27 protein-coding genes are annotated in these 25,686 nt (G+C 66.4%); 19 read left to right on the plus strand and 8 right to left on the minus strand.

The features are described from left to right. Entirely contained in the window at positions 1-1,320 is a 1,320-nt protein-coding gene (gene argA, locus V5B60_RS08040; protein ID WP_332346539.1) for an amino-acid N-acetyltransferase, read from the plus strand. An 82-nt stretch (positions 1,321-1,402) separates the two neighbouring features. Then, positions 1,403-1,675 (plus strand): oxidative damage protection protein, encoded by a 273-nt coding sequence (locus tag V5B60_RS08045; RefSeq protein WP_034935091.1) that lies wholly within the window; start codon positions 1,403-1,405, stop codon positions 1,673-1,675. Positions 1,676-1,730: 55 nt separating this feature from the next. On the opposite strand, the gene rpiA is transcribed toward V5B60_RS08045, so the two are convergent. Further along, a complete protein-coding gene (gene rpiA / locus V5B60_RS08050) occupies positions 1,731-2,393 on the minus strand; it encodes a ribose-5-phosphate isomerase RpiA (protein WP_332346540.1) in 663 nt (220 codons plus the stop codon). 165 nt (positions 2,394-2,558) lie between these two features. Here rpiA and V5B60_RS08055 point away from each other — a divergent pair, with 165 nt between their 5' ends. Then, positions 2,559-2,933: a diacylglycerol kinase gene (locus V5B60_RS08055; protein WP_332346541.1), complete on the plus strand. Its 375-nt coding sequence runs from the start codon at positions 2,559-2,561 to the stop codon at positions 2,931-2,933. Between the two features lie 84 nt (positions 2,934-3,017). Here the strand turns inward: V5B60_RS08055 and ftsX are convergent, their stop codons facing one another. Genes ftsX through ftsY form a run of 3 tightly spaced genes read right to left on the minus strand, consistent with a single transcriptional unit; the run spans position 3,018 to position 5,598 of the window. Further along, on the minus strand, positions 3,018-3,917 hold the full coding sequence (ftsX, locus tag V5B60_RS08060) for a permease-like cell division protein FtsX (protein WP_332346542.1): 900 nt from the start codon (positions 3,915-3,917) through the stop codon (positions 3,018-3,020). Then, a complete protein-coding gene (locus tag V5B60_RS08065; protein ID WP_332346543.1) occupies positions 3,914-4,609 on the minus strand; it encodes a cell division ATP-binding protein FtsE in 696 nt (231 codons plus the stop codon). Before V5B60_RS08065 ends, ftsX begins: the two co-directional genes overlap by 4 nt. Then, entirely contained in the window at positions 4,606-5,598 is a 993-nt protein-coding gene (gene ftsY, locus V5B60_RS08070) for a signal recognition particle-docking protein FtsY (RefSeq protein ID WP_332346544.1), read from the minus strand. The genes V5B60_RS08065 and ftsY overlap by 4 nt, the downstream gene beginning before the upstream one ends. Positions 5,599-5,692: 94 nt before the next feature. Between ftsY and V5B60_RS08075 the strand changes: the two genes are divergently transcribed. The 6 genes from V5B60_RS08075 to tyrS all read left to right on the plus strand — a co-directional run bounded on the left by V5B60_RS08075 (position 5,693) and on the right by tyrS (position 11,034). After that, positions 5,693-7,060, plus strand: a complete 1,368-nt coding sequence (locus tag V5B60_RS08075) for a M16 family metallopeptidase (protein ID WP_434735312.1) — start codon at positions 5,693-5,695, stop codon at positions 7,058-7,060. Between the two features lie 14 nt (positions 7,061-7,074). Beyond that, the gene (locus V5B60_RS08080; protein WP_332346545.1) at positions 7,075-8,370 is read left to right on the plus strand and encodes a M16 family metallopeptidase; all 1,296 of its coding nucleotides are present in this window, start codon (positions 7,075-7,077) and stop codon (positions 8,368-8,370) included. 4 nt (positions 8,371-8,374) lie between these two features. Then, complete coding sequence (rsmD, locus tag V5B60_RS08085; protein ID WP_332350475.1) at positions 8,375-8,929, plus strand: 16S rRNA (guanine(966)-N(2))-methyltransferase RsmD; 555 nt, start codon at positions 8,375-8,377, stop codon at positions 8,927-8,929. Then, a complete protein-coding gene (coaD, locus tag V5B60_RS08090) occupies positions 8,916-9,419 on the plus strand; it encodes a pantetheine-phosphate adenylyltransferase (protein ID WP_434735366.1) in 504 nt (167 codons plus the stop codon). The genes rsmD and coaD overlap by 14 nt, the downstream gene beginning before the upstream one ends. A 13-nt stretch (positions 9,420-9,432) precedes the next feature. Continuing rightward, positions 9,433-9,693: a YfhL family 4Fe-4S dicluster ferredoxin gene (locus V5B60_RS08095; RefSeq protein WP_034935105.1), complete on the plus strand. Its 261-nt coding sequence runs from the start codon at positions 9,433-9,435 to the stop codon at positions 9,691-9,693. Between the two features lie 141 nt (positions 9,694-9,834). Next, complete coding sequence (gene tyrS / locus V5B60_RS08100) at positions 9,835-11,034, plus strand: tyrosine--tRNA ligase (protein ID WP_332350479.1); 1,200 nt, start codon at positions 9,835-9,837, stop codon at positions 11,032-11,034. Positions 11,035-11,156: 122 nt separating this feature from the next. On the opposite strand, the gene V5B60_RS08105 is transcribed toward tyrS, so the two are convergent. The 3 genes from V5B60_RS08105 to ubiB form a co-directional block, all read right to left on the minus strand. Then, a complete protein-coding gene (locus tag V5B60_RS08105) occupies positions 11,157-12,116 on the minus strand; it encodes a cytochrome-c peroxidase (RefSeq protein WP_434735367.1) in 960 nt (319 codons plus the stop codon). 198 nt (positions 12,117-12,314) lie between these two features. Then, positions 12,315-13,439: a beta-ketoacyl-ACP synthase III gene (locus tag V5B60_RS08110; protein ID WP_332346547.1), complete on the minus strand. Its 1,125-nt coding sequence runs from the start codon at positions 13,437-13,439 to the stop codon at positions 12,315-12,317. Between the two features lie 37 nt (positions 13,440-13,476). Beyond that, the gene (gene ubiB / locus V5B60_RS08115) at positions 13,477-15,009 is read right to left on the minus strand and encodes a ubiquinone biosynthesis regulatory protein kinase UbiB (protein ID WP_332346548.1); all 1,533 of its coding nucleotides are present in this window, start codon (positions 15,007-15,009) and stop codon (positions 13,477-13,479) included. Between the two features lie 159 nt (positions 15,010-15,168). On the opposite strand from ubiB, the gene argS reads away from it, so the two are divergent. The 4 genes from argS to V5B60_RS08135 all read left to right on the plus strand — a co-directional run bounded on the left by argS (position 15,169) and on the right by V5B60_RS08135 (position 19,396). Beyond that, on the plus strand, positions 15,169-16,944 hold the full coding sequence (argS, locus tag V5B60_RS08120) for an arginine--tRNA ligase (protein WP_332346549.1): 1,776 nt from the start codon (positions 15,169-15,171) through the stop codon (positions 16,942-16,944). Positions 16,945-16,976: 32 nt separating this feature from the next. Next, positions 16,977-17,756, plus strand: coding sequence for an SPOR domain-containing protein (locus V5B60_RS08125; protein WP_332346550.1), 780 nt, complete (start codon positions 16,977-16,979; stop codon positions 17,754-17,756). Positions 17,757-17,916: 160 nt separating this feature from the next. Then, complete coding sequence (locus V5B60_RS08130; protein ID WP_332346551.1) at positions 17,917-18,564, plus strand: thiol:disulfide interchange protein DsbA/DsbL; 648 nt, start codon at positions 17,917-17,919, stop codon at positions 18,562-18,564. A gap of 64 nt (positions 18,565-18,628) precedes the next feature. Next, positions 18,629-19,396, plus strand: a complete 768-nt coding sequence (locus V5B60_RS08135; RefSeq protein ID WP_332346552.1) for an SDR family oxidoreductase — start codon at positions 18,629-18,631, stop codon at positions 19,394-19,396. A 33-nt stretch (positions 19,397-19,429) separates the two neighbouring features. On the opposite strand, the gene V5B60_RS08140 is transcribed toward V5B60_RS08135, so the two are convergent. Then, entirely contained in the window at positions 19,430-20,158 is a 729-nt protein-coding gene (locus tag V5B60_RS08140; RefSeq protein WP_332346553.1) for an SDR family NAD(P)-dependent oxidoreductase, read from the minus strand. Positions 20,159-20,180: 22 nt separating this feature from the next. Here V5B60_RS08140 and V5B60_RS08145 point away from each other — a divergent pair, with 22 nt between their 5' ends. The 6 genes from V5B60_RS08145 to tsaD all read left to right on the plus strand — a co-directional run bounded on the left by V5B60_RS08145 (position 20,181) and on the right by tsaD (position 25,600). After that, complete coding sequence (locus tag V5B60_RS08145; protein ID WP_332346554.1) at positions 20,181-20,993, plus strand: helical backbone metal receptor; 813 nt, start codon at positions 20,181-20,183, stop codon at positions 20,991-20,993. Between the two features lie 67 nt (positions 20,994-21,060). Next, complete coding sequence (ubiU, locus tag V5B60_RS08150; protein ID WP_332346555.1) at positions 21,061-22,074, plus strand: ubiquinone anaerobic biosynthesis protein UbiU; 1,014 nt, start codon at positions 21,061-21,063, stop codon at positions 22,072-22,074. Between the two features lie 13 nt (positions 22,075-22,087). Continuing rightward, positions 22,088-23,011 (plus strand): U32 family peptidase, encoded by a 924-nt coding sequence (locus V5B60_RS08155; RefSeq protein WP_332346556.1) that lies wholly within the window; start codon positions 22,088-22,090, stop codon positions 23,009-23,011. Continuing rightward, on the plus strand, positions 23,008-23,460 hold the full coding sequence (gene ubiT, locus V5B60_RS08160) for a ubiquinone anaerobic biosynthesis accessory factor UbiT (RefSeq protein WP_332346557.1): 453 nt from the start codon (positions 23,008-23,010) through the stop codon (positions 23,458-23,460). The genes V5B60_RS08155 and ubiT overlap by 4 nt, the downstream gene beginning before the upstream one ends. 57 nt (positions 23,461-23,517) lie before the next feature. Then, a complete protein-coding gene (locus tag V5B60_RS08165; protein WP_332346558.1) occupies positions 23,518-24,453 on the plus strand; it encodes a DMT family transporter in 936 nt (311 codons plus the stop codon). A 121-nt stretch (positions 24,454-24,574) separates the two neighbouring features. Beyond that, the gene (tsaD, locus tag V5B60_RS08170) at positions 24,575-25,600 is read left to right on the plus strand and encodes a tRNA (adenosine(37)-N6)-threonylcarbamoyltransferase complex transferase subunit TsaD (RefSeq protein WP_332346559.1); all 1,026 of its coding nucleotides are present in this window, start codon (positions 24,575-24,577) and stop codon (positions 25,598-25,600) included. Positions 25,601-25,686: the final 86 nt, after the last annotated feature.

Genomic DNA, 25,686 nt, shown 5'->3' on the forward strand with positions numbered 1-25,686 from the left:
ATGGGTGAGCAGCCGAGTTCCGCCGCCTTCGTGACCTGGTTCAGGTCGGTCGCGCCCTACGTCAACCTGTTTCGCGGCAAGACCTTCCTGATCGCCTTCGGTGGCAAGGCGATCGCCGGGCAGCTGGCGCGGACCCTGGCTTACGACGTGAACCTGCTGGCCGCGCTCGGCGTCCGCCTGGTGCTGGTGCACGGGGCGCGACCACAGATCGAAAGCCTGCTGCGGCAGCGTGGTCTTGCTTCGGTCTATCACGGCAACTACCGCGTCACCGACGCGCAGGCGATCGGCTGCGTCATCGATGCGGTTGGACGCATCTACGTCGAGATCGAGGCGCTGCTTTCGCAGGGCCTCGCCGATACGCCGATGGCGAACAGCACGATTCGCGTCGTGGGCGGCAACTTCATCACGGCACGGCCGGTCGGCGTCGTGGACGGTGTCGACCTGCAGTATTCCGGTCAGGTCCGCAAGATCGACGCGGAGGGCATCCGAGCCCAGCTCGGTCTGGGCAACATCGTCCTCCTCTCCTGCACCGGGTCGAGCCCGACCGGCGAGATCTTCAACCTGGCGATGGAGGAGGTGGCGGAGGCGGTGGCCACCTCGCTGCTGGCAGACAAGCTGATCTTCCTCACCGACAGCCCCGGTGCGACCGACATCGACGGTGCCCTGCTCGACGAGTTGACTGTCGATGCGGCCGAGCGACTGATCAGTCTCGGTGACTGGCTGTCCGCCGACCTGCGACGTTACCTGCCGTGCGCCGTGCGCAGCAGTCGTGCCGGTGTCGGTCGCGTCCATCTGATTGGTTACGACGAGGACGGCACCCTCCTGCGCGAGCTGTTCACCCATGACGGGGTCGGCACGGTCATCACACGCGAGTCGCTCGAGCAACTGCGCGACGCGCGTGCCGACGACATCGGTGGCCTGGTCGCATTGATCGAGCCGCTGGAAGAGGATGGAACGCTCGTCCGGCGTTCACGCGAAATGCTCGAACGCGAGATCACCCGCTTCTCGATCGTCGAGCACGACGGCGTCATCGTCGGCTGCGCGGCGCTCTATCCCTATGGTGAGGGGCAGGCGGAACTGGCCTGCCTGGCAGTCCACCCACATTATCGCCGTTGGGGCTACGGCGCACTGCTGATGAAACGGATCGAGGCACGGGCGCGCGCCAGCGGTGTCGCGCGGCTGTTCGTGCTGACGACGGTGACCGCCCACTGGTTCAAGGAGCGCGGCTTCGCGGTCCGCCAGGTCGATGATTTGCCGGCCGAGAAAAGGCTGGTGTACAACCTGCAGCGTCGTTCGAGCGTGCTGATGAAGGAGCTGTGAGCGGCGCTGCCGCCGAGGCTCGATCAACGGCCGCCAGCGCTCGCAGAGCAGGGTCCACGAGAACAAGCAAGGAGCTGAACAGATGGCAAGAATGGTCCAGTGTGTCAAGCTCGGCCGCGAGGCCGAGGGTCTTGATTTTCCACCGTACCCCGGCGAACTCGGGAAGCGGATCTTCGACTCCGTGTCGAAGGAGGCATGGCAGCAGTGGATCCGCATGCAGACGATGATCATCAACGAGAATCGCCTCAACCTGGCCGATGCCGCGCACCGCAAGTACCTGGCCGAGCAGATGGACCGTCATTTCTTCGGTGGTGGGGCCGACCGCGTGCAAGGCTACGTGCCGCCGACGCGCTGAGCGGGAGGTGTACGGCAAGGCTTCGGGCTGGCTGCGGCTCTGTAGCCGGGCCGCTTCAGTCGGCGATCAGCGTCTGCACGCCGCTGGCGGAGGCCAGCAGGCAGAGGTCCGCCGGGCGGCGGGCGAAGAGGCCATTGGTGACGACGCCGACGATCTGGTTGATGCGGCTTTCGAGGGCGGCGGCATCGGCGATCTCGAGCCCATGCAGGTCAATGATCAGGTTGCCGTTGTCGGTGATGCAGCGCTCGCGCACGACCGGCTCGCCACCGAGTCGTGCCAGCTCCCGCTGGACGTGACCCAAGGCCATCGGGATGACCTCGACCGGCAGCGGGAAGCGGCCGAGGACCGCGACCAGCTTCGACTGGTCGGCGATGCAGACGACCTTCTCGGCGACCGCGGCGACGATCTTCTCGCGGGTCAGGGCGCCGCCACCCCCCTTGATCATCTGCAGCGACCGGTTGATCTCGTCGGCGCCGTCGACGTAAACCGGCAGCCGGGATACCTCGTTCAGATCGAGAACCTTGATCCCGTGGGCTTCGAGGCGCTTTCTGGTCGCTTCCGAGCTGGCGACGGCGCCGCGGATCCGTTGCCTGAGCGACGCCAATTCATCGATGAAGAAGTTGGCCGTCGACCCCGTACCGACGCCAACGACCTGTCCTTCGACAACGTGCGGGATGGCGGCGCGCGCCACCGCCTGCTTCATTTCGTCCTGGGTCATGGTGTGCGTTGCGGCTCCTGTCGGCTGTGGATGATCGGCTCGCCATTGTAGCGATGGGGCGTGGTCAATGACAGCGTGGCAGCGGCGATCGTCCGCGCTGCCAGCGCGGTAGCGTCCGCCGACTCGTTATACTCGCGTGCAGTCGGCCACTGCAAGGGGGGGAGCATGGATGAACAAAGCCCATTCAAGGGCCAGACGGGACTGCGGCGCCTGTGGAAGGCGCTCGGCTATTCGCGTGCCGGACTGAAGGCCGCCTACGAGGCTGAAGATGCGTTTCGCCAGGAGGTCTTGCTGGCCGTGCTGCTGATCCCGCTCGCCTTCGTCCTGGCAGAGGGGGGAATGGAGCGTGCCCTGTTGATCGGCAGCGTGCTCCTGGTGCTGATCGTCGAGCTCATCAACTCGGCCATCGAAGCCGTCGTCGACCGCGTCTCGCTCGACCGTCACCCACTTGCCGGGCGGGCCAAGGATATCGGCAGCGCGGCGGTCCTGATCGCGCTGCTCAACGTGCTTGTCGTCTGGTCGGGCGTTCTACTCGGCTGAGAGCTTGTGCAGAAGCCGTCGCGAGCAGGCCGAGATGCAAGGCGCGAGCGAGCGAACGACGGGGCATGGCAACTGCCTCAGCCCTCAGGCGAAGCGCCGCAAGTGCATCAGCGCCGAAATCCAGGCGCCCAGCCAGCCAAGCGCGGCACCGATCGCCGCGAGGAAGGCAACGTGTCCCGCGCCCAGCCCCCGCAAGGTGAAGTTGGTGCCGTAGAGCTGGGTGAGCTCGGCGACCAGAGGCGTCAGCAGGTGGAAGCCGACTGCCACCAGCAGGGACGCGCACAGGCCGCCGAGGGCACCCTGCAGCATGCCGAAGTAGTGCAATGGCCGCTGGATGTAAGCGTCGGTGGCGCCGATCAGCCTTGCCACCTCGATCTCTGCCGCCTGGGCGAGGATCTGCAGGCGGATGGTGTTGAAGGTGATGGTGACCAACGCGGCGGCAAACAGGACGCCGAGCAGCATGACGATCAGGCGACCGAGGCGAAGCAGGGCATCGAAGCGCTTCACCCAAGCCGAGTCGAGCTGCACGTGCGCCACCTTTGGCCAGCCCGAGAAGGTCTTCGCCAGCCGCTCGAGTTCGGCCGGCTGCGACGCACTGGGCGTGACGACGAAGGCATCCGGCAGCGGGTTGCGCGGCAGGCTGGCGACGATGTCCGCCATTCCCTCGGCAGCCTGCAGCCTTTTCAGTGCCTCCTCGCGCGCCACGAAGCGCCACCTGCCGATCTTGCCTGCCTGCAAGCGGCTTTCGATCTCGGCAATCTCCCGCTTGCCCGCTTCGGGGCTGAGGAAGACGCTGATCTGCTGCACACCGGGCGCGTCACCGGTCAGCGCGTGCAGGTTGTCGATCAGCAGCCAACCGGCAGTCGGCAGGGTGAGGGCAATGCCGATGACCAACAGCGACAACAGGGAGTTGAGCGGCGCCGTCGCGAGTCGACGGCAGGCATCGCGCATCGCCGCCCAGTGCTGCGCCAGCCAGACGCTCACGTGGCTGCCCCGGCAACGGCAGTCGCGGATGCCGCCGGCAGCTCGCTCATCTCGCCCTGGTCGAGACGCAGGACACGCGGTCGCAGAACCGGCAGGGTCGTGGGATCGTGGGTGGCGAGCAACACCGTCACACCAACCTGCTGGAAAGCGTGGAAAATCTCCAGGATCTCGCGCGCCGAGGCGGCGTCGAGGTTGGCGGTTGGTTCGTCGGCGAGGATGATCGCTGGCCGATTGACCACCGCCCGGGCAATTGCCAGGCGCTGTTGCTCGCCGCCCGAGAGGGCGATCGGCAAGGTTCGCTCGCGATTCGGCAGGCCCACCTTGGCCAAAGCCGCCTGCGCTCGCCGCAGTGCGTCACGCGGCGGGTGGCCGACGATCGCCAGCGGCAGCAGGACGTTCTCGAGGACCGTGCGATCGAAAAGCAGCTTGCGGTCCTGGAAAAGCAGTCCGAGCTTGCGTCGCAGATAGGGAACGGCACTGCGACTCAACGCCGCGAGGTTCTGACCATTGATCACGATGCTGCCGGAGGTCGGTCGTTCGATCGCCGCCAGCAGCTTGAACAGGGTTGATTTGCCTGCCCCCGAGTGGCCCGTCAGGTAGACCATCTCGCCGGCAGTGATCTCGAAGCTGACATGCCGCAGCGCCTCGCGGCCCTCCGGGTAGCGCTTCGTCACATCGCTGGCGGTGATCACTCGAACAGTGCGTCTACGAAATCGCGGGCCACGAAAGGCCGCAGATCGTCGATCCCCTCACCGACGCCAATGAAGCGAACTGGTTTCGGACACTGGCGAGCGATCGCCGCGACGACGCCGCCCTTGGCCGAACCGTCGAGTTTGGTCAGGACCAGTCCGCTGACCTGGATCGCCTTGTCGAACGCCATCACCTGCTGTACGGCGTTCTGGCCGAAGGTGGCGTCGAGCACCAGCAGGGTCTCGTGTGGTCCGGTCGGCTCGGCCTTCTGGATCACGCGGCGCACCTTGGCAATCTCGTCCATCAGGTGCAGTTGCGTGGGCAGGCGGCCGGCGGTGTCGGCGAGGACGACGTCGATGCCGCGCGCCTTGGCGGCGGCGATGGCGTCGAAAATGACCGCCGCCGGGTCGCCGGACTGCTGCGCGATGACCGTCACGTTGTTGCGCTCGCCCCATGTCTGCAACTGCTCGCGAGCGGCGGCGCGGAAGGTATCACCGGCAGCCAGCAGCACCGACAGTCCCTGCGCCTGGAAGTGCCTGGCCAGCTTGCCGATCGACGTCGTCTTGCCGGCACCGTTGACGCCCGCCAGCATGATGATGAATGGCCGATGGCGACGCGGATCGAGCGCCTCCTCGAGCGGCTGCAGGAGCTCGCAGAGGATTTCCGACAGCGCTCTCTGGATGGCTTCCGGGCTGTCGAGGCGGTCGCGTCGGGCGCGTTGCCGCAGATGGTAGAGCAGATGCTGCGTCGCATCCAGGCCGACATCGCTGCCCAGCAGCAGCGTCTCGAGTTCCTCGAGCAGTTCGTCGTCGACCTTGCCGCGCGCGAAGAGATGTTTCAGCTTGCCGCCGAACTGGGCTCGCGTACGCGCCAGTCCCGCCTTCAGCCGCAGTCGCCATGGTGCCGGGCTGGCGGTGGCGGTGCTTGGGCCGGTGGCAGCGTTCGTCGCGACGGGGACCTGATCAGGGGATTTCTTGCCGAAACCAAACATGGCGTGCGGATGTCTCAGAGGCGCCCAGAATCGCAGGCGGTGGTAAGATGCCGGCCGATTCACCGACTCGCGGAAATTCTATCAGAAGCGAACCATGCCCATGCGCCACGCACTGCCGATTGCCCTGCTGATCGCCCTGACGACGAGCATTGCCGCTTCGGCAAACCCGCACGAGCGGCAACTGGCGAATGGCCTGCGGGTGATCGTCAAGGAGGATCACCGCGCGCCGACAGTGGCGCACATGGTCTGGTATCGCGCCGGCAGCATGGACGAAACCAGCGGCAGGACCGGCGTCGCGCACGTCCTCGAACACATGATGTTCAAGGGAACGCCGACTGCCGGTCCCGGCGAGTTCAACCGCCGCGTCGCCGCGGCCGGTGGCCGCGACAACGCGTTCACCAGTCGCGACTACACCGCCTACTTCCAGCAGGTGCCGAAACGGAAGCTGCCTGAAATGATGCAGCTCGAGGCCGACCGCATGCGTCACCTGAGCCTCGAAGAGAAGGAGTTCGCGCAGGAGATCAAGGTCGTCATGGAGGAGCGCCGGCTGCGTACCGAGGATCAGCCGCAGGCCTTGCTGTACGAGAAGCTCAATGCCGTTGCCTTCCAGGTTCACCCCTATCGCGTGCCGATCATCGGCTGGATGACCGACCTGCAGAGCATGACGGTGAGTGACGCCCGTGCCTGGTACGATGACTGGTACGCGCCAAACAACGCCTATGTGGTCGTCGTTGGCGACGTCGATCATCAGGAGGTCTTCCGTTTCGCCGAGCAGTACTATGGCGCCCTGCCGGCGCGCACGCTGCCGGTCAGGAAACCGCAGGACGAACCGCAGCAGGCCGGCATCCGTCGTCTGACGCTGCAGGCGCCGGCCGACCTGCCGGTGGTGATGATGGCGTACAAGGTGCCGGTGATACGCCATGTCGAACAGGACGTCGATCCCTATGCGCTCGAGATGCTGGCGGCGGTGCTCGCCGGCCACGACGCCGCCCGGCTGAACCGCCATCTGGTGCGCGAGCAGCGACTCGCGGTGAGCGCCGGTGCCAGCTACGACTCGACCGCACGCGGTCCCGGCATCTTCCATCTGCACGGCGCACCGAGCGCTGGCCGCAGCCGCGGCGAGCTCGAAGCCGGTCTGCGCGCCGAACTGGCGCGGGTGCGGGAAGAGGGCGTGAGCGCCGAGGAACTCGCACGCGCCAAGGCACAGCTCATTGCCAGCCAGATCTACAAGCTCGATTCGATCTTCGCGCAGGCGATGGAGATCGGGCAGCTGGAATCCGCCGGCATACCGCACACCATGAATCGGCGGTTGATCGACAAGTTGCAGGAAGTCAGCCGGGAACAGGTGCAGGCGGTCGCCAGGAAGTACTTCGGCGACGAGGCACTGACGGTCGCCGAACTCGATCCGCAGCCCGTGCCGGCAACACCGCGTCCGCGGTCACCGTTCGTCCCCCGCCACTGAGTGAGCGCCCGTCCATGACACCACGCCAGTTGCTGCTCACCGTTTGCCTGTTTCTCTGTGCGCAACTGGCACACTCCGGGCCAAGGATCGAACGCTGGCAGACCAGCGCGGGAACACGCGTCCTCTTCGTCGAGGACCACAGCCTGCCGATCATCGACCTGCAGATCGACGTCGCGGCCGGTGCGGCGCGCGACGCCGCAGGCAAGGAAGGCGTGGCGGGCCTGACGCGCTCGCTGATCGACCTCGGTGCTGACGGCCTGGACGAGACGCAGATCGCCAACCGGCTGGCCGACATCGGTGCGCGGCTGTCCGGTGGCGTCGATCTCGACCGCGCATCGCTGACCCTGCGCACGCTCTCGATGGTCGACAAGCGCACGTCCGCGTTCGAGCTGTTGCGCGCCATCATCGCGGGCCCGACCTTTCCCGCCGCCGCCTTCGAGCGCGAGAAGGCGCGTTCGCTCGCTGCCCTCAAGGAGGCGCTGACGCGTCCGGATGCAATCGCCAGCAAGGCCCTGTGGGCGACGATGTACCCGGCACATCCCTATGGACGACAGGCGACGCCGGAGTCGCTGACGGCGCTGCGGCGTGACGATGTCCTTGCCTTCCACGCGGCCCACTACGCTGCTCGCTCCGCTACCATCGCCATCGTCGGCGACCTTTCGCGGGCCGAGGCCGAGACGCTGGCCGAGCGGTTGAGTGGCGGTCTGCCAGTCGCCGCAGCCGTCGGCGAGCTGCCGCAGCCGCAGTTGCCGGCCGCTGGCGAGGAGCGGATCGCCCATCCGGCGGCGCAGGCACACCTGCTGATCGGGATGCCGGCACTCAAGCGCGGCGACCCGGATTTCTTTCCACTGGCCGTCGGCAACTACTCACTCGGTGGCGGCGGTTTCGTTTCGCGCCTGGTCAAGGAAGTGCGGGACAAGCGGGGGCTCGCCTACAGCGTGCACAGCTACTTCCTGCCACTGCAACAGCTCGGGCCGTTTCAGATCGGTCTGCAGACGCACAAGGGACAGGTCGCCGAGGCGCTGCAAGTGACGCGTGCCGTCCTTGACGAATTCCTTGCACAGGGACCGAGCGAAGCCGAGCTGCTGGCGGCGAAGCAGAATCTCGTCGGCAGCTTTCCCCTGCGCCTCGACAGCAATCGCAAGATTCTGGAGAATGTGGCGATGATCGCCTTCTACGACCTGCCGCTCGATTATCTCGATCGCTATCCGGAGAACATCGAGCGCGTGACGACAGCCGAGATCCAGGCTGCCTTTGCCCGCCGGCTGCCGGTCACACATCTGGTCAGCGTCGTCGTTGCCGGAGACTAGCCCACTGAACTCGGTACGCATCATCGGCGGCGAGTGGCGACGGCGCATCCTGCGTTTTCCGGAGGCGCCGGACTTGCGTCCGACGCCGGATCGCGTCCGCGAGACCCTGTTCAACTGGCTCGGCCAGGATCTCTCCGGGGCGATCTGCCTCGATCTCTTCGCCGGCAGCGGTGCTCTCGGATTCGAGGCCGCTTCGCGTGGCGCCAGCCGGGTCGTGATGGTCGAGCATTCGCCGCAAGCCTTGCAGGCCCTGGAGAGCAACGCACGGCTCCTCGGCGTCGGCGAGCGGGTGCAAATCGTGCGCGCGGATGCGCAGCGCTTTCTCGCCGGCGCTGCCGGCCGCTTTGATGTCCTGTTCCTCGATCCACCCTTCCACCAGGGGTGGATCGAACGGCTGGCACCGATGCTCTCTGGCGTGCTCGGCGACGATGCCGCAGTCTATGTCGAGGCCGAGAGGTTCCTGCCCGGATGTGGCGACTGGCGAACGGTGCGCCATGGCCACGCAGGCCGGGTCTTCCATCACCTGATGCAGCGGGGTGAAAGAGATGGCGCTGAATAATCGTCTGGCAATCTATGCGGGGACCTTCGACCCGATGACGCGCGGGCACGAGGATCTCGTTCGACGCGCGTCCTGCCTGTTCGACCGGGTGATCGTCGCCATCGCGGCGAACCAGCCGAAGAGGCCGTTCTTCTCGCTCGCCGAGCGGGTTGACATGGCGCTGGACGTGCTCGCGCCCTACCCGAACGTCGAGGCTTGCGGCTTCGACGGGCTGCTGATGGACTTCCTGCACGCCAGGGGCGCGAAAGTGATCATCCGCGGCCTGCGGGCGGTGTCCGACTTCGACTACGAGTTCCAGCTGGCGGGAATGAACCGCAACCTGTACCCGGAAGTCGAAACCGTATTCCTGACGCCGAGCGAGCAGTACCTGTTCATCTCGGCGACCATGGTGCGCGAGATCGCCATTCTCGGCGGCGATGTCAGTAAGTTTGTTCAGCCGGCAGTGCGCGAACGGCTGGCCAAGCGTGTCCGAGAAATTTCAACGACCTGAAGGAACAGCAAGCATGGCCCTGATCATTACCGACGAATGCATCAACTGCGACGTGTGCGAGCCGGAGTGCCCGAACGAAGCGATCTACCAGGGTGCCGAGATCTACGAGATCGACCCGAACAAGTGCACCGAGTGTGTCGGTCATTACGACACGCCGCAATGCGTCGAGGTCTGCCCGGTCGACTGCATCCCGAAGGACCCCGCGCACCAGGAAAGCGAAGAGCAGCTCTGGGTCAAGTACGCGAAGCTCACCGGCAATCCGGCCCGCGGCTGATCGCCGCAGCAGAGTCGCCCGCTGCGCGCGGAAGCCGCCCCTCCGGGCGGCTTCCTTGTCCTGGCGGGGCAGTGGACCCGCTGACTCGATCCCTTCCAGGCAGGCCCCATGCAGACACACGAACACGAGGACGGCGACGGCATGCGCACAGTGCACGATCAACTCCGGCAGATCAGGCGCGGCTCCGAGGAGATCCTGATCGAAGCGGAACTGCAGGACAAGCTGCAGAGCGGACGCCCATTGCGCATCAAGGCCGGCTTCGACCCGACGGCACCCGACCTGCACCTCGGACATACCGTACTGATCAACAAGCTGCGACACTTCCAGGACCTCGGCCACCACGTCATGTTCCTGATCGGCGACTTCACCGGCATGATCGGCGACCCGACCGGCAAGAACGTCACCCGGCCACCGCTGTCGCGCGAGCAGATACTGGACAATGCGAAGACCTACGAGGAACAGGTATTCAAGATCCTCGACCCATGCCGGACAGAGGTCTGTTTCAACTCGGCCTGGTTCGAAGCTTTCGGCGCAGCGGGGATGATCCGTCTGGCAGCGCTGCACACCGTCGCCCGCATGCTCGAGCGCGACGACTTTGCCAAGCGTTACAGAAACGGTCAGCCGATCGCGATTCACGAACTGCTCTACCCGCTTTGCCAGGGCTATGACTCGGTGGCGATGAACGCCGATGTCGAACTCGGTGGCACCGACCAGAAGTTCAACCTGCTCGTCGGGCGCGAACTGCAGAAACACTACGGGCAGGCGCCGCAGTGCATCCTGACCATGCCCCTGCTGGAAGGACTCGACGGCGTCAACAAGATGTCGAAGTCACTTGGCAACTACGTCGGCATCAACGAGCCGCCCGCAGAGATGTTCGGCAAGCTGATGTCGATTTCGGACGAGCTGATGTGGCGCTACTTCGACCTGCTGTCGTTCCGCAGCAGCGAAGCGATCGACACGCTGCGGCAGGAAGTCGCCGGCGGGCGCAACCCGCGCGATGCCAAGGTCCTGCTCGCTGGCGAGATCGTCGAGCGTTTCCACGGCGCGACCGCGGCCGCCCGTGCGCTGGCCGACTTCGAAGCTCGTTTTCGGCACGGCGCCATCCCGGACGACATCGCGGAAGTGAGCCTGCGGCCCGGCGTCGAGCCGCTGACCATCGTCCAGGTTCTCAAGCAGGCAGGCCTCACCGCCAGCACCTCGGAGGCGATGCGGATGATCGAGCAGGGTGGTGTGCGGATGGACGGCAACCGCGTGGACGACAAGCACCTCGTCTTCCCCGTCGCCGGCACCTTCGTCCTGCAGGTCGGCAAACGCCGCTACGCGCGGGTGCGGGTCGGCTGAGAGCTTGTGAACGAATCCGGTTCGCCGCCGTGCGCACGGGATGACCTCCCTGGTTCAGCGCGCACGGCAGAGGGCGCAGCGCCCTGGCGTGTGCCGGGGCGTTGCGCGCGAGAGGATCGGTCCTACTTCTCGAAGGGCGTCGGCCGCGGCGTGTTGTCGGCGGACGGCGGCAACTGCGGCAACTTGAAGCTCGGCTGATCGCCGGTCAGCGTCTTCAGGAAGGCAACGATCTTGGCGTTTTCCTCGGGGCTGAACTTCTTGCCAAGCTGTACGCGACCCATCGTATCAACCGCTTCCGAAAGGGTGTCGGCTGCGCCGTCATGGAAGTAGGGATAGGTCAGCTCGACGTTGCGCAGGGTCGGGACCTTGAAGTTGAAGCGATCGGCATCCTTGCCGGTGACGGCGACGCGCCCTTCGGCCGGGCTGGAAGCCTTGTAGGGTTCGACCACGCCCATTTTCTGGAAGGAGTTGCCCCCCACCGCAACACCGTTGTGGCAGGCGACGCATCCGCTGTCCTTGAACAGTTGATAGCCTTCAAACTCGGTCTTGCTCAGGGCCTTCTTGTTGCCCTTGAGCCACTTGTCGAAACGCGAGTTGGGTGTGGCCAGTGTCTCCTCGAATGCCGCGATGGCTTCGGTGATGCGGTCCACGTCGACCTTGTCCGAACCGAAGACCTTCTTGAACTCGGCCGTGTAACCCGGGATCGACTGCAGCAGGCTGACTGCCAGTTCGTGCGTGAAGGCCATTTCGCCAGGATTCGCGATCGGACCAGCAGCCTGTGCCTTCAGATCCTTGGCACGGCCATCCCAGAATTGCGCCACGTTGAGGCTCGAGTTGAGCACCGTCGGCGAGTTGATCGGGCCCTTTTGCCAGTTGTGGCCGATCGACGTCTTCAGATTGTCCGAGCCACCCATCGAGAGGTTGTGGCACGAGTTGCAGGAAATGAATCCCGACTTGGAGAGACGAGGGTCGAAGTAGAGCTTCTTGCCGAGCTCGACGAGGGCGGGGTTGCTGACCTTGATCGGTGGGATCGGCTGGATCGGCTCGTTGGCTGCACTCCAGCTGCCGGTGCTGCCGAGCATCGCCAGACAGGCGACCACGACGTGTGTTTTCATGCTGTGGGCTCCCAATTTGGTGAGGATGGCGGAAAGGTGACGTCGCTGTCCCGCGTCGTTGCGAGGAGGGCTGGCACGAGTCACGTCGGCGCCAATATATTCGCGTCGAGGATGGTTTTCTTGATCCAGATCAAGGGAGTCGCCTGCGACGAATTCCCTGCACCGTCAGCACTTGCGGATGACCAGGCTGCCGATCGAGTAGCCGGCGCCGAAGGAGCAGATGACGCCGAGATCGCCGCCGGCGAGATCGGCGCTGTGGCGGTGAAAGCTGATGATCGAGCCAGCGGATGCGGTGTTGGCGAACTCGTCAAGGATCACCGGTGCTTCGTCGGCCGTCGCCTCGCGGCCCAGCAGGCGGCGGCCGATCAGCTGGTTCATCGCCAGATTCGCCTGGTGCAGCCAGAAGCGGCGCACCTGCGACGGTTTCAGGTCGAGGGTCGCAAGATGGCGGGTGATGTGCTCGGCAGCCAGCGGGCAGACTTCCTTGAATACCTTGCGGCCCTCCTGGACGAAGAGCTGATCACGGTCGCCCGGATCGCGGTCCTCGCAGCGAGACATGAAACCGGCGTTGTTGCGGATGTTGTTGGAAAAGCTCGTCGCCAGCCTGCTGCCGAGGATTTCCCACGCGTTCGCCGCCGGCTCGGGCGGCAGGCGCTCGACGACGATCGCCGTACACACATCGCCGAAGATGAAGTGACAGTCGCGGTCCTGCCAGGCGAGATGCGCCGAGCAGATCTCCGGATCGACGACCAGCACGCTGCGTGCGCTGCCGCAGCGTACGGCGTTGAACGCGATGTCGAGGGCGAAGGTCGCCGACGAGCAGGCGACGTTCATGTCGAAAGCGTAGCCCTGGCCGATGCCGAGCGCGTTCTGGATCTCGACCGCCATCGCCGGGTAGGGGCGCTGCATGTTGGAAGCGGCGCAGATCACGGCATCGATCTCGGCGGCATCGCGGCCGGCAGCAGCCAGCGCCTGCCGGCCGGCGTCGACGGCGATCTCCGCCTGCAGCGAAAGTTCGTCGTTGCGCCGCGGAACGAAGCGTGGGCGCATGCGCTGTGGGTCGAGCACTCCCTCTTTGTCGATCACGTAACGACGCGTGATGCCGGAGGCCTTTTCGATGAAGTCGACGCTCGACTCCTCGCGCGCGGCGACCTCGCCGGTCGCGATTCGCTGCGCGTTGGCTGCGTTGAACTGCCTGGCATGGGCGTTGTACGAGGCCACCAGTTCCTCGTTGCTGATGATGCATGGTGCGGTGAACAGGCCGCTGCCACTGATCGAGACGCGCTGCATGAAGATTCTCCCTGGGTTGTCACGTTAGGCGTTTGACTCATAGATGCTGGCCGACCAGCAACGCCGTCAGGAGGACGGCGATCAGTGCCAGCAGGCGCCGCTGTTGCCGTTGCGCCCGCGCCAGTTCGCCGAGCAACGGTGTCAGGTCGGGCTCACGGCGTGCAGCCAGGGCCTGATAGACGAGACGCGGCAGTTGCGGCAGGGTGCGTGCCCAGTACGGTGCTTCCTGCTGCACGCCGCGCTGGAAGGCACGCCGCCCGAGCTGTTCGCTCATCCAGCGTTCGAGGAAGGGTTTGGCAGTTTTCCACAGGTCGAGGTCGGGATCGAGCTGGCGTCCGAGACCCTCGATGTTGAGCAGGGTCTTCTGCAACATCACCAACTGCGGCTGGATCTCGACGTTGAAGCGGCGCGAGGTCTGGAACAGGCGCAAGAGGACGCGGCCGAAAGATATCTCGTGCAGCGGCCGGTCGAAGATCGGCTCGCAGACGGCTCGGATGGCGGCCTCGAACTCGTCGGCCCGCGTCTCGGGCGGTGCCCAGCCGGCCTCGATGTGCGCCGTCGCGACGCGCTTGTAGTCGCGCTGGAAGAAGGCGAGAAAGTTTTGCGCCAGGTAGTTTTTGTCGGTGTCGGTGAGGGTGCCGACGATGCCGAAGTCGAGCGCGATGTAGCTGCCGTGATGGGCCGCGTCGGTGGCGATGAAGATGTTGCCCGGATGCATGTCGGCATGAAAGAAGCCGTCGCGGAAGACCTGCGTGAAGAAGATCTCGACCCCGGCGCGCGACAGTGCGGCGAGATCGATGCCGGCGGCGACCAGCGCCTCGGTCTGGCTGATCGGGATGCCGCGCATCCGCTCCATGACCATCACCGTCGTCGTGCACTGGTCCCAATGGACCTCGGGCACCTGCAGCAAGCGCGAGCCGCTGAAGTTGCGCCGCAACTGCGAGCAGTTGGCGGCCTCGCGCATCAGGTCGAGTTCGTCGTAGAGGTACTTGGCAAACTCGGCGACCACTTCCCGGGGCTTCAGCCGCTTGCCGTCCGGCCATGCCTTCTCGAGTACGGCGGCGAGTGTCTCGAGCAGTGCCAGGTCATTGGCGATGACCTCGTGCATGGCCGGTCGCAGCACCTTGACGGCGACCTCGTGGCCGCCGTCCTCCGGTCGCAGGCGGGCGAAATGGACCTGCGCGATCGACGCACTGGCCACCGGTGTCGCGTCGAATTCGGCGAAGACCTCGCTGGCCGGCCTGCCATAGGCCTTCTCGATCTCGGCCAGGGCCAGTTCGGAAGAGAACGGCGGCACCCTGTCCTGCAATTTCGCCAGTTCGTCAGCGATGTCGGGGCGCAGCAGGTCGCGCCGAGTCGACAGCACCTGCCCGAACTTGACGAAGATCGGGCCGAGCGACTCGAGTGCCAGGCGCAGGCGAACGGCCGAGGGCGTATCGAAGTGGCGCCAGAAGTGCAGCGTCCGCGAGAGGGCGGCCAAGCGTCCGCTCGGCTCGTGTTCGAGGATCATCTCGTCGAGACCGTAGCGGCTCGCAATGCTGAGGATTTTGGCGAGGCGGAGGAGTCGCACGGCGGGCGGGAGCGGATCGGTCGGCAAAGAGGGAGTTTACACAGAAACGGTCGCGGCTGTTGGTTCGCCAGCAGTGGCGACAGCGCCGCGGTGGCCCGCTGGCGGGGCCGGCGTCGTATAATCAGCCGCTTGACCCGATTCCCGAACCAAGAAACCGCGATGAGTTCCGACCTGAAGTTACAGCTTGCCGAGCTGATGCGCGTCGCGCTGCTGAGTGTGGCACCCGGCGAGGGCAGCAGCGAGATCCACATCGAGCGCCCGAAGCAGGCTTCGCACGGCGATTTTTCCTGCAATCTGGCGCTGCAACTGGCGCGTTCGCTGAAACGCAATCCGCGCCAGCTGGCGGAACTCCTGGTTTCGGAATTGCCGTACTCGTCGTTGCTCGACCGGACCGAAGTCGCTGGTGCCGGCTTCATCAATTTCCATCTGGCACCGGCCGCACGTCGCCAGGTGCTGCGCGGCATCCTGCAGCAGGGCGAGAACTTCGGCCGCGCGACGAGCGGCGGCGGCAGGACGGTCCTCGTCGAGTTCGTTTCCGCCAATCCCACCGGCCCCTTGCATGTCGGCCATGGCCGGGGCGCAGCCTATGGCGACAGTCTTGCCAGGCTGCTCACTTTCGCTGGGTGGAGCGTGACCAGCGAATACTACGTCAATGACGCGGGTCGGCAGATGGACATCCTGGCGCTGTCGACCTGGTTGCGCTACCTTGAACTCGGCGGCGGGCAGTCGGCCGAGCACGTGGTCTTCCCGCCGAACGCCTACCAGGGTGAATACGTGCGCGACATGGCGCGGCAGATGCGGCTGGCCCACGGCGGCCGCTATGAGCGCTCCCTCACCCAGCTCGCCGCCGGCACTCCCGGCTTGCCGGACGCGACGCGCACCGACGCCGAGGCTGTCCGGCAGCGGGAAAACCAGCTCGACGCACTGATCGCCAACGCTCGCCTGCTGCTCGGCGAGGAATGGCGGTACGTGCATGACTTCGTGCTTGCCGAGCAACTTGCCGATTGCCGCAACGATCTCGAGGAAACCGGAGTGCACTTCGACGTCTGGTTTTCCGAACAGTCGCTGTTTGCCACCGGTCTCGTCGCGCGCTGCGTCGAGCGACTGGCGAAAGCCGGTCATGTCTATCTACAGGACGGCGCCCGCTGGTTCCGCTCAACGACCTTCGGTGACGAAAAGGACCGCGTCGTGCAGCGCGACAACGGCCACTACACCTACTTCGCATCCGACATCGCCTACCACCTGAACAAGTGCGAAAGGGGATTCGCGCGGCTGATCAACGTCTGGGGCGCCGACCATCACGGCTACATTCCGCGCGTCCGCGGAGCGCTCACCGCGCTGGGCATCGACGAATCGCTTCTCGAGGTCGCACTGGTACAGTTCGCGGTGCTCTATCGCTCCGGCTGGAAGGCGCAGATGTCCACCCGTGCGGGGGACTTCGTCACCTTGCGGACCCTGCGCGAAGACGTCGGCGTCGACGCCTGCCGTTTCTTCTACGTTCTGCGCAAATCCGATCAGCACCTCGATTTCGACCTCGATCTCGCCAAGAGCCAGTCGAACGACAACCCGGTCTACTACATCCAGTACGCGCACGCACGCGTCTGTTCGCTGCTGGATCTCTGGGCTGGCGACGCCGAGACTCTCGCCGCGGTCGATCTCGCGGCGCTCGAGGGTTCCCGCGAACTGGCGCTGGCGGCCCGGCTGGGCGAGTTTCCCGAGGTCGTCGAGCAGGCTGCGGCGGAACTCGCACCGCATCTCGTCGCCTTCTACCTGAAGGATCTGGCAGCCGAATTCCACAGCTACTACAATGCCGAACGCATCCTGGTCGATGCGCCGGCGGTACGGGAGGCGCGCGTGGCGCTGGCCGCAGCCGTGCGGCAGGTGATCCGCAACGGCATGTCGATACTCGGTGTCAGCTGTCCGGAATCGATGTAGTCAGAGCACAGAGGATTGCCATGAGTCGTGACATGAAACCCCGCAAGGCGCCGCCTGGCAGGAAATCGGGCGGTGGCACGCTGTTCGGCCTGTTCATCGGCCTCGTTCTTGGCGTCATCGCGGTCGCCGCGGTCGTCTGGTACGTCAACAAGACGCCGCTGCCCTTTACGACGACCGGTCAGCAGCCCAAGCTGCCGCCGCCGGTCGGCAGCAAGCCAGCCGGGCAGCAGGCCGCCGAAGTGCCGCCGGTCGCTTCGGCGCCGCCGGTCGCATTGCCGGGCAAGCCGGGCGACCCGGTTCCAGAGAAGCCACGTTTCGACTTCTACAAGATCCTGCCGGGCAATGCGGAAGCGGTTCCCGAGCCGAAACCCGACGAACACCGGCCGGCCGAAGCTCGGCCGACCATCGGCAAGCCCACCGAAACGAAGCCGATCGACACCAGGCCGACCGAGAACCGGCCGACCGAGACGAAGACGGGCGAGACCAGGACGGCGGAAGGAAAGCAGACGGAAGGGAAGACCGCAGAGAGCAAGACCGCTGCCGCCAAGCCAGCCGAGGCAAAAAGCGAGAACACCCTCCGCGAGCCCATCTATCTGCAGGCGGGCTCGTTCCAGAGCGCCAGCGACGCAGACAACCAGAAGGCGCGGTTGGCGTTGATGGGAGCAGAGGCGCGGATCCAGCAGGTGATGCTGCAGGACAAGGTCTGGTACCGTGTGCGGCTCGGTCCTTACCACAAGATGGACGACGTGAATCACATGCGCGCCGATCTGGCCAAACAGGGAATCGACGCCAACGTCGTGCGCCGCGACTGAGCGACCCGGCTGATGTCCTCGCATCGACCGGGGGCCGTCCGGCATGCGGGAGAGGGCAGGGAAGGAGATGCCAGGTCGGCGAGGATGGGGGAAACGACGGTGCAACGCGGCAGGGCGGCCGCGCGGCAAGTTCATTTGCAGGCTTGAAGGAGAGAGATCGATGCACGCACGTTCTGCTGGTTGGTTGCTGACCCTCGTCATCGCCTTGCTGGCGGTGGCACTGCCGGTACGGGCCGAACTCGTCGCCGGGCGCGACTTCGTTGCGATCGTTCCCCAACAGACGACCGACAATCCGGCGAAGATCGAGGTCATCGAGTTCTTTTCGTACGCCTGTCCGCATTGCAGTGAGTTGCACCCCACCCTCAGCAAGTGGTCGTCGGCGCTGCCGGCCGACGTCGTCCTGAAGCGGGTGCCGATCACTTTCGGCCGTCCGCAATGGGCGCCCCTGGCGCGACTGTTCTACGCGCTCGAGGCGACGGGCGATCTCGCGCGGCTGGACAGCGCCGTCTTCGAAACGCTTCACCGTCAGGGCGGCAAGCTCTTCGACGACCAGAGCGTCATCGCATGGGCCACGGCGCGCGGCATCGACGGCAAGAAGTTCGCCGAGGCCTACAACTCCTTCGGTGTCCTCAGCCGGGTCAAGCAGGCCGATCAGATGGCCAAGGCGTACGGAATACAGGGCGTCCCGGCGCTCGCCGTCGATGGCAAGTACCTGGTCACCGGCAAGGACCTCAAGAACTTCAATGACTTGCTGGCGCTGACCGATCAGGTGATCGGCAAGGTCCGGCGCGAGCGCGGCAAGAAGTGAGGCCTCCGCGCACCGGCTTCGGGTGAGCGGGAGTTGGTGATCCACAGCCACTGAGCCGCCTGCCGTGCAGCGAGTCTTCATTACCGGGGCTTCGTCCGGCATCGGCCGGGCGCTGGCCGAGCACTACGGCGCGCGCGGGGCGCGGCTTGGGCTCGTCGCCCGCCGACCCCAGTTGCTGCACGAGTTGTCGACGCGCTGGCCGGAGCGCGTCAGGGCGTACCCGCTCGACGTCACCGAAGCCGAAGCCCTGCGCGCCGCGGCAGCAGACTTCATCGATTCTTTCGGGGTTCCCGATGTCGTGATCGCCAACGCCGGTGTCTCGGTTGGCACGCTGACCGAGGACGCCGCGGACCTCGAGGCGATCCGGCGCGTGATGGAGGTCAACCATTTCGGCATGGCGGCGACCTTCTCGCCGTTCATTGCCGCCATGCGACAGGCCGGGCGCGGCCGCCTGGTCGGCATCGCCTCGCTGGCAGGCATCCGCGGCCTGGCGGGCGCCGCCGCCTATTGCGCGTCGAAGGCGGCAGCGATCAGCTATCTCGAGAGCCTGCGTCTCGAACTGCGCGCTTCGGGAGTCCGCGTGGTCACCATCTGTCCGGGCTACGTCAGGACGCCGATGACCGAGGTGAATCGTTTCCCGATGCCCTTTCTCCTTGCCGCCGACGAGGCGGCGACGCGTTTTGCTCGCGTCATCGAACGGGGCCGCAGCTACGCCGTCGTGCCGTGGCAGATGGCCATCGTCGGCAAACTGTTGCGGCTCCTGCCAAACACCGTCTACGACCGCGTCTTCGCGGCTGCGCCACGCAAGCCGCGGCAGCCGCCGCCGAGCTAGGTCGCGGTGGTCCGCCTCGTTGGTCCCGCCACCTTACCAGTCGATTGCCTTGCCGTCACGGAAGAAGCCTCCGCTGGGGCCGTCTGCCGGCAGCAGCGCGGCCCAGACGATGCCGCTGGCGCCGTCTTCGGCACTGCGCGTGGCGTTCTCGCCGCCCATCCCGGTGCGACACCAGCCGGGGCAAACCGAGTTGATCTTGATCGCCGTGCCTGCCAGTTCGTTGGCCGCCAGTCGGGTCAGCGCATTGAGCGCCGCCTTCGACATCCGGTAGCCGGGCCAGAAACCGCCCATCTCGCTCAGTTGCCCCATCCCCGACGAGACGTTGACGATGCGGCCGTAGCCGTTTTCGCGCATCAGCGGCACGCAGGCCTGCAGCAGGCGCAGCGCCGCCAGCGCATTGCAGTCGATCGTCGTCGCGACGGTTTCCGGCTCGACGACGAAGACGCTCGCCGCCTGCGGCGGCCGGGCAAAGTCGCGTGCTTCGGGGAAGATGCCGGCGTTGTTGACCAGGATGTCCACGCGGCCGAACTCTCGCCGCAGGCGAGCGGCGAGAGCGGCGATGGCGCTGGCGTCGGTGACGTCGGCGCAGTGGGGCAGCACGTCGAGGCCGTCGCCCTGCAGGCGGGCAGCCGCGGCCTCGATCGCCTCGGCATTGCGCCCGACCATCAGGACCTTGCAGTCGGCAGCCGCGAGGTGACGCACCACTGCCAGTCCAATGCCGCGTGCCGCTCCGGTTACCACGGCGAGTCTGCGAGCCAGCATGTGTTTCTCCTCCAGAGGGTGCATGATGCAGTGGTCTGACGCGCTCGGCAAGCTCCACGGTCGCTACCCGGGGTCGCCGCGGATCGTCTCGCTGGTGCCGAGTCTGACCGAACTCCTGATTGCCCTTGGCCTTGGTCCGCAACTGACCGGTCGCACCGGCTTCTGCGTCCACCCGCGAGCGGCCCTTCGTGGCATTCCGAAGCTCGGCGGTACCAAGGGCTTCGACCGCGAGCGACTGCGCGCGTTGCAGCCGACCCATGTGCTGGTCAACATCGACGAAAACCGGCGCGACGAGGTCGCTGCCCTGGAGGACTTCGTGCCGCACCTGGTCGTCACCCATCCGCTGGAAGCGCGCGACAACCTCGATCTCTACCGCCTGCTCGGCGGCATCTTCGATCGCGAGCAGGAGGCGGCAGCGTTGTGCGCCGCCTTCGAGCGCGAGTGGACCGCGCTTGCCGAGGTCGCCGCCCTGCTGCCGCGGCAGCAGGTGCTGTACCTGATCTGGCGCGACCCGTGGTTCAGCGTCGCCCGCGATACCTACATCTCGCGCATGCTGGCGGCAGCCGGCTGGGACACGCTGCCGGCAGTCAGTGCACAGCGCTACCCGCAAATCGAACTGGCGGAAGCGGTCCGCGATGCCGAGATCGTCTTCCTGGCCAGCGAACCCTACCCCTTCCGCGAGCGTGACCGGCAACGACTCCTGACCGAGATGGCCGGCCACTGCTGGCAACTGATCGATGGCGAGATGGTCTCCTGGTACGGCAGCCGGGCGGTCATGGGCCTCGCCTATCTGCGCCGCTTGCGCCTGGGCCTCAGCCAATCGGCTCGAAATTGACGCGCATCAAGCCGTGGCCGCTCGCGCCCACTATACTGGCGCGCTTCGTGCAACGAGGCTTTCGTTCATGGCCGCTCGCAAGATACCCCAGCTCATCTGCCCGGCGGGCAGCCTGCCGGCACTCAAGGCCGCCGTCGATCACGGTGCCGACGCCGTCTATCTCGGTTATCGCAACGAGACCAACGCCCGCAACTTCGCCGGCCTCAATTTCGACCACCGGGCGATGGTCGAAGGGATTCGCTACGCGCAGACCCGGCACTGCCAGGTCCTGATGGCGATCAACACCTTCGCCCAGCCGGGGCGCTTCGCCGACTGGCAGCGAGCCGTCGACGGGGCGGCGGATCTCGGCGTCGACGCCGTCATTCTTGCCGATGTCGGCCTGCTCGACGACAGCAGTCGCCGCCATCCCGACTTGCGCCTCCACCTCTCGGTGCAGGGCTCGGCGACGAACTACGAGGCGATCAACTTCGCGCATCGCGAGTTCGGCGTGCGGCGCGCCGTCCTGCCGCGCGTCCTGACGCTGGCACAGGTCGAGACGGTGGTGCGCAACACGCCGGTCGAGATCGAGGTCTTCGGCTTCGGCAGCCTGTGCGTGATGAACGAAGGGCGTTGCTGGCTCTCATCGTACGCCACCGGCGAGTCGCCGAACACCGTCGGCGCCTGCTCGCCGGCGAAGTTCGTGCAGTGGCAGAAATCGCCGGACGGTATGGCGACGCGCTTGAACGGAATCCTGATCGACTGCTTCGCCGCTGCCGAGCCGGCCGGCTACCCGACGCTGTGCAAGGGACGCTTCGAGGTGCAGGGGGAAACCTATTACGCGCTCGAGGAACCGACGAGCCTCAACGTGCTCGAGATTCTCCCCGAGATTGCCCGTATCGGTGTCGCTGCGATCAAGGTCGAAGGCCGCCAGCGCAGCCCGACCTACGTCGCGCAGGTCACGCGTACCCTGCGCGCGGCGCTCGACGAACTGGCTCGTGGCGAACAGCGTTTCAGCGTCCGGCCGGCTTGGCAGGCCGAACTCGCCCGGCTGGCCGAAGGCAGCCAGGTGACGCTCGGCGCCTACAGCCGCCCGTGGCGCTAGGTGGAGGCAAGCGATGAAGCTCTCGCTCGGACCTCTGCTCTACTTCTGGCCGAAGCACGAGGTCTACGAGTTCTATGCGGAGATGGCGCAGCAGCCGGCGCTCGACATCATCTGTCTCGGCGAGGTCGTCTGCTCGCGCCGGCAGCAGATGCGCAGCGCCGACTGGCTTGGGCTGGCACGCGATCTGGCTGCGGCCGGCAAGGAGGTGGTCATCGCCGCGCAGGCGCTGCTCGAATCGGAGAGTGACCTGAAGGCGCTGCGACGCCTGGCGGATGAGGCGAGCGAGATCCCCGGCTGCCTGCTCGAGGCCAACGATCTCGGCGCGGTCGGCATCGCCGCCGGTCGGCCATTCGTCGCCGGGACCCATCTCAACATCTACAACGAGGCCACGCTGGCGTCCTTCGCCCGCCGCGGCATGCGGCGCTGGCTGCCACCGCTCGAGGCCGACCGGCGGCTGATCGAGACGCTGCATGGCACGCGTCCAGCCGGTGTCGCGAGTGAGGTCTTCGTCTTCGGCAAACTGCCACTGGCGTTCTCCGCCCGCTGTTTCACCGCCCGTCATTACAACCTCGGCAAGGACGACTGCCAGTTCCGCTGTCTCGACCACCCGCAGGGGATGACTCTGCGCACCCGCGAGGGGCAGCCGTTCCTGAGCATCAACGGCATCCAGACGATGTCGGCGCAGACCTGCAGTCTGCTGCCGCAGGTTCCGGAGCTGCTGGCGATGGGCATCGAAGTGATCCGCATCAGCCCGCAACCGCAGGCGATGGCGGCGGTCATCGCCGCCTTCGACGCTGCCCGGCGTGGCGAAGCGGTTGCTCCGGATACGTCAGGCTGGGCGAGCGATGGTCTGGTCGACGGCTACTGGTTCGGCGATGCCGGCATCGCGTGTCACCAGGCCGCCACGCGCGTCAATCGGGAGGGAATTCAACCATGATTCAGGGCATCACGATTCCAGACTTCAAGCTGCCGGGCGTTTTCGCGACGATCGGTGCACACCTGCCGCAGTGGCCGCACTCGCTGGCCCTGGCGACGGCGCTGAACGCGGCAGCCAAGATTGGCCTGCTGCCCGCCGACAGTCTGGAACGACTCGCCGGCCGCAGCTTCGTCGTCGAGGTGCTCGACGCCGGCGGCGTCGCATCGTTCGCCTGTCGCGACGGATTTTTCCGGCCCTTGCTGACCGTGCCGCAGGCACCCGATCTCTGCTTCCAGGCCAATCTCTCGGCCTTCCTGCAACTGCTGACACGGCAGGAAGACCCGGACACCCTGTTCTTCAAGCGCGAGCTGTCGATCACCGGTGACACCGAACTCGGGCTGCTGGTGAAAAACATGCTCGATGCCATCGAGTGGCCGCAGTTGCCGCAACTGTCGCTCTTCCGCCGATGAGCCCGGACGCCGCCCGGCGGACTGGCGCTGCCGTTGCGGCAAGGGATATCCGCAGCATTGCCGGCTAGCGCGCCACTGCTCACCGGCGTTGCCTGCGCGCTTGCTGCCGGCATGCTCTGGGGACTGGTCTTCGTCGTGCCGCTGCTGCTGCCCGGGTACCCGCCGGCGATGCTGTCCTTCGGGCGTTACCTCGCTTTCGGGCTGATCGCCGTGCTGCTCGCCTGCGGCGACCGCGCGCGTCTGTCGCGGCTGCAGAGCGAGGACTGGCGGATGGCTTTCGAGCTGGCTCTGGTCGGCAACATCCTCTACTACCTCTTCCTGGCGGCGGCGATCCAGCTCGCCGATGCGCCAATGCCGACGATGCTCATCGGCACCCTGCCCATCGTCATCGCGATCGTCGCCAACTTCGGCAGCGAGGCCTTGCCGTGGCGCCGCCTGCTGCCGTCGCTGACGGTGATCGCGATCGGCATCGGCCTGGTGAACCGCCACGAGATGGCGCTGCTCGGCGCGCAGCGCAGTATCGACGACTACGTGGGTGGCGCCCTGCTGGCCTTGGCGGCGGTTGCCGCCTGGACCTGGTACCCGGTGCGCAACTCCCGCTGGCTGCGCCAGCGACCGCAGATCGCTTCCGGAACCTGGGCACTGGCGCAGGGGCTGGCGACGTTGCCACTGGCAGCGATCGGCATGGCTGCTGCCGGCGTCTGGTCGGACCGCAGCTTCGACTATCCGCTGGGCCCGCAGCCGATGCGCTATGTGGGACTGATGCTGATGCTCGGCTTCTGTGCCTCCTGGCTCGGCACCGTGCTCTGGAATCGCGCCAGCCAGCTGCTGCCGACCGCGCTCAGCGGCCAGTTGATCGTCTTCGAGACGCTCGCCGCCTTCGCCTACGCCTTCATCTGGCGCGGCTCGCTGCCCGGTAGCTCGGCGCTGGCGGGGATCGGGCTGCTGCTTGCCGGCGTCGTTCTCGGCGTGCGCGCTTTCCGCGGCGGCTGAACGGCCGTTCTGGCTCACGGGCGGGGAGGCGGACCAGTCGTCATGCCGCCAGTGCTTTTCCCACCAGGCCCTGCCGTCGGCAGCGGGGAAACGATGGTGGCAGGGTGTTAGAATGCCGCCGATGCTGGTTCTCGGAATCGAATCCTCCTGCGACGAAACGGGCGTCGCGCTGTACGATGGCGACGGCGGCGACGGCAGCTTGCTGGCGCACGCGCTTCACTCGCAGGTCGACATGCACGCCGAGTACGGTGGCGTGGTGCCGGAACTCGCGTCACGCGATCACATCGGCCGTCTCGTGCCGCTGCTGCGACAGGTTCTTGCCGCCAGTGGCCGCTCGTTGGCGCAGATCGATGCCATCGCCTATACGCAGGGGCCGGGTCTCGCCGGCGCCCTGCTCGTCGGCGCCGCTTTCGCCGAGGCGTTGGCGATGGCTCTGGGGCTGCCGACCGTGCCGGTGCACCACCTCGAGGGTCACTTGCTGTCGCCGCTGCTGTCGGCGCGTCCACCGCGCTTTCCCTTCGTCGCGCTGCTCGTTTCCGGCGGGCACAGCCAGCTGATGCGCGTCACCGGCGTCGGCGAGTACGCGTTGCTGGGCGAGACGCTCGATGACGCGGCCGGTGAGGCCTTCGACAAGACCGCCAAGCTGCTCGGACTCGGTTATCCTGGCGGCCCGGCGCTCGCTGCGCTCGCCGAAAGGGGCCGACCGGGGCGGGTGAAGCTGCCGCGGCCGATGCTGCGCTCTGCTGACCTCGATTTCAGCTTCAGTGGCCTGAAGACGGCCGTCTTGACCCGCGTGCGCGAGTTGGGGATGCTCGACGACGAGCAGCGGGCGGACATCGCCTGCGGTTTTCAGGAAGCGATCGTCGAGGTGCTGGTGAGCAAGGCGCTGCGCGCCGTACGGACCAGCGGCCTGCGGCAACTGGTCGTTGCCGGCGGCGTCGGGGCCAATCGCGAACTGCGCCGCCAGCTCGATGCGCGCGCGCTGAGGTCGCGCATCGACGTCTTCTACCCGGAACTCGAATTCTGTACCGACAACGGCGCAATGATCGCACTGGCCGGCGCGTTGCGCCTGCAGGCGGGGCTTGCCGGCAAGGCCGCCGGTGCTTTCTCGGTGCGGCCGCGCTGGCCGCTGACCAGCGCCGGCTAGCCCGTCGCGGCAAGAGCGTTGCGCACGGACCGGCGGCGTTCGCGCGCCGGGCCAGGTACGGTTGCCGGTCGTGGCCGGTAGCGCAA

The organism is Accumulibacter sp. (assembly GCF_036625195.1).
Lineage (GTDB): Bacteria > Pseudomonadota > Gammaproteobacteria > Burkholderiales > Rhodocyclaceae > Accumulibacter.

Bases quoted from the DNA above. Each gene is read 5' to 3' on its own strand.
- argA (WP_332346539.1), top strand. From the start codon at position 1: ATGGGTGAGCAGCCGAGTTCCGCCGCCTTCGTGACCTGGTTCAGGTCG.
- V5B60_RS08045 (WP_034935091.1), top strand. From the start codon at position 1,403: ATGGCAAGAATGGTCCAGTGTGTCAAGCTCGGCCGCGAGGCCGAGGGT.
- rpiA (WP_332346540.1), bottom strand. From the start codon at position 2,393: ATGACCCAGGACGAAATGAAGCAGGCGGTGGCGCGCGCCGCCATCCCG.
- V5B60_RS08055 (WP_332346541.1), top strand. From the start codon at position 2,559: ATGGATGAACAAAGCCCATTCAAGGGCCAGACGGGACTGCGGCGCCTG.
- ftsY (WP_332346544.1), bottom strand. From the start codon at position 5,598: ATGTTTGGTTTCGGCAAGAAATCCCCTGATCAGGTCCCCGTCGCGACG.
- V5B60_RS08075 (WP_434735312.1), top strand. From the start codon at position 5,693: ATGCCCATGCGCCACGCACTGCCGATTGCCCTGCTGATCGCCCTGACG.
- V5B60_RS08080 (WP_332346545.1), top strand. From the start codon at position 7,075: ATGACACCACGCCAGTTGCTGCTCACCGTTTGCCTGTTTCTCTGTGCG.
- coaD (WP_434735366.1), top strand. From the start codon at position 8,916: ATGGCGCTGAATAATCGTCTGGCAATCTATGCGGGGACCTTCGACCCG.
- V5B60_RS08095 (WP_034935105.1), top strand. From the start codon at position 9,433: ATGGCCCTGATCATTACCGACGAATGCATCAACTGCGACGTGTGCGAG.
- tyrS (WP_332350479.1), top strand. From the start codon at position 9,835: ATGCGCACAGTGCACGATCAACTCCGGCAGATCAGGCGCGGCTCCGAG.
- V5B60_RS08105 (WP_434735367.1), bottom strand. From the start codon at position 12,116: ATGCTCGGCAGCACCGGCAGCTGGAGTGCAGCCAACGAGCCGATCCAG.
- V5B60_RS08110 (WP_332346547.1), bottom strand. From the start codon at position 13,439: ATGCAGCGCGTCTCGATCAGTGGCAGCGGCCTGTTCACCGCACCATGC.
- argS (WP_332346549.1), top strand. From the start codon at position 15,169: ATGAGTTCCGACCTGAAGTTACAGCTTGCCGAGCTGATGCGCGTCGCG.
- V5B60_RS08125 (WP_332346550.1), top strand. From the start codon at position 16,977: ATGAAACCCCGCAAGGCGCCGCCTGGCAGGAAATCGGGCGGTGGCACG.
- V5B60_RS08130 (WP_332346551.1), top strand. From the start codon at position 17,917: ATGCACGCACGTTCTGCTGGTTGGTTGCTGACCCTCGTCATCGCCTTG.
- V5B60_RS08140 (WP_332346553.1), bottom strand. From the start codon at position 20,158: ATGCTGGCTCGCAGACTCGCCGTGGTAACCGGAGCGGCACGCGGCATT.
- V5B60_RS08145 (WP_332346554.1), top strand. From the start codon at position 20,181: ATGATGCAGTGGTCTGACGCGCTCGGCAAGCTCCACGGTCGCTACCCG.
- ubiU (WP_332346555.1), top strand. From the start codon at position 21,061: ATGGCCGCTCGCAAGATACCCCAGCTCATCTGCCCGGCGGGCAGCCTG.
- V5B60_RS08155 (WP_332346556.1), top strand. From the start codon at position 22,088: ATGAAGCTCTCGCTCGGACCTCTGCTCTACTTCTGGCCGAAGCACGAG.
- ubiT (WP_332346557.1), top strand. From the start codon at position 23,008: ATGATTCAGGGCATCACGATTCCAGACTTCAAGCTGCCGGGCGTTTTC.
- tsaD (WP_332346559.1), top strand. From the start codon at position 24,575: ATGCTGGTTCTCGGAATCGAATCCTCCTGCGACGAAACGGGCGTCGCG.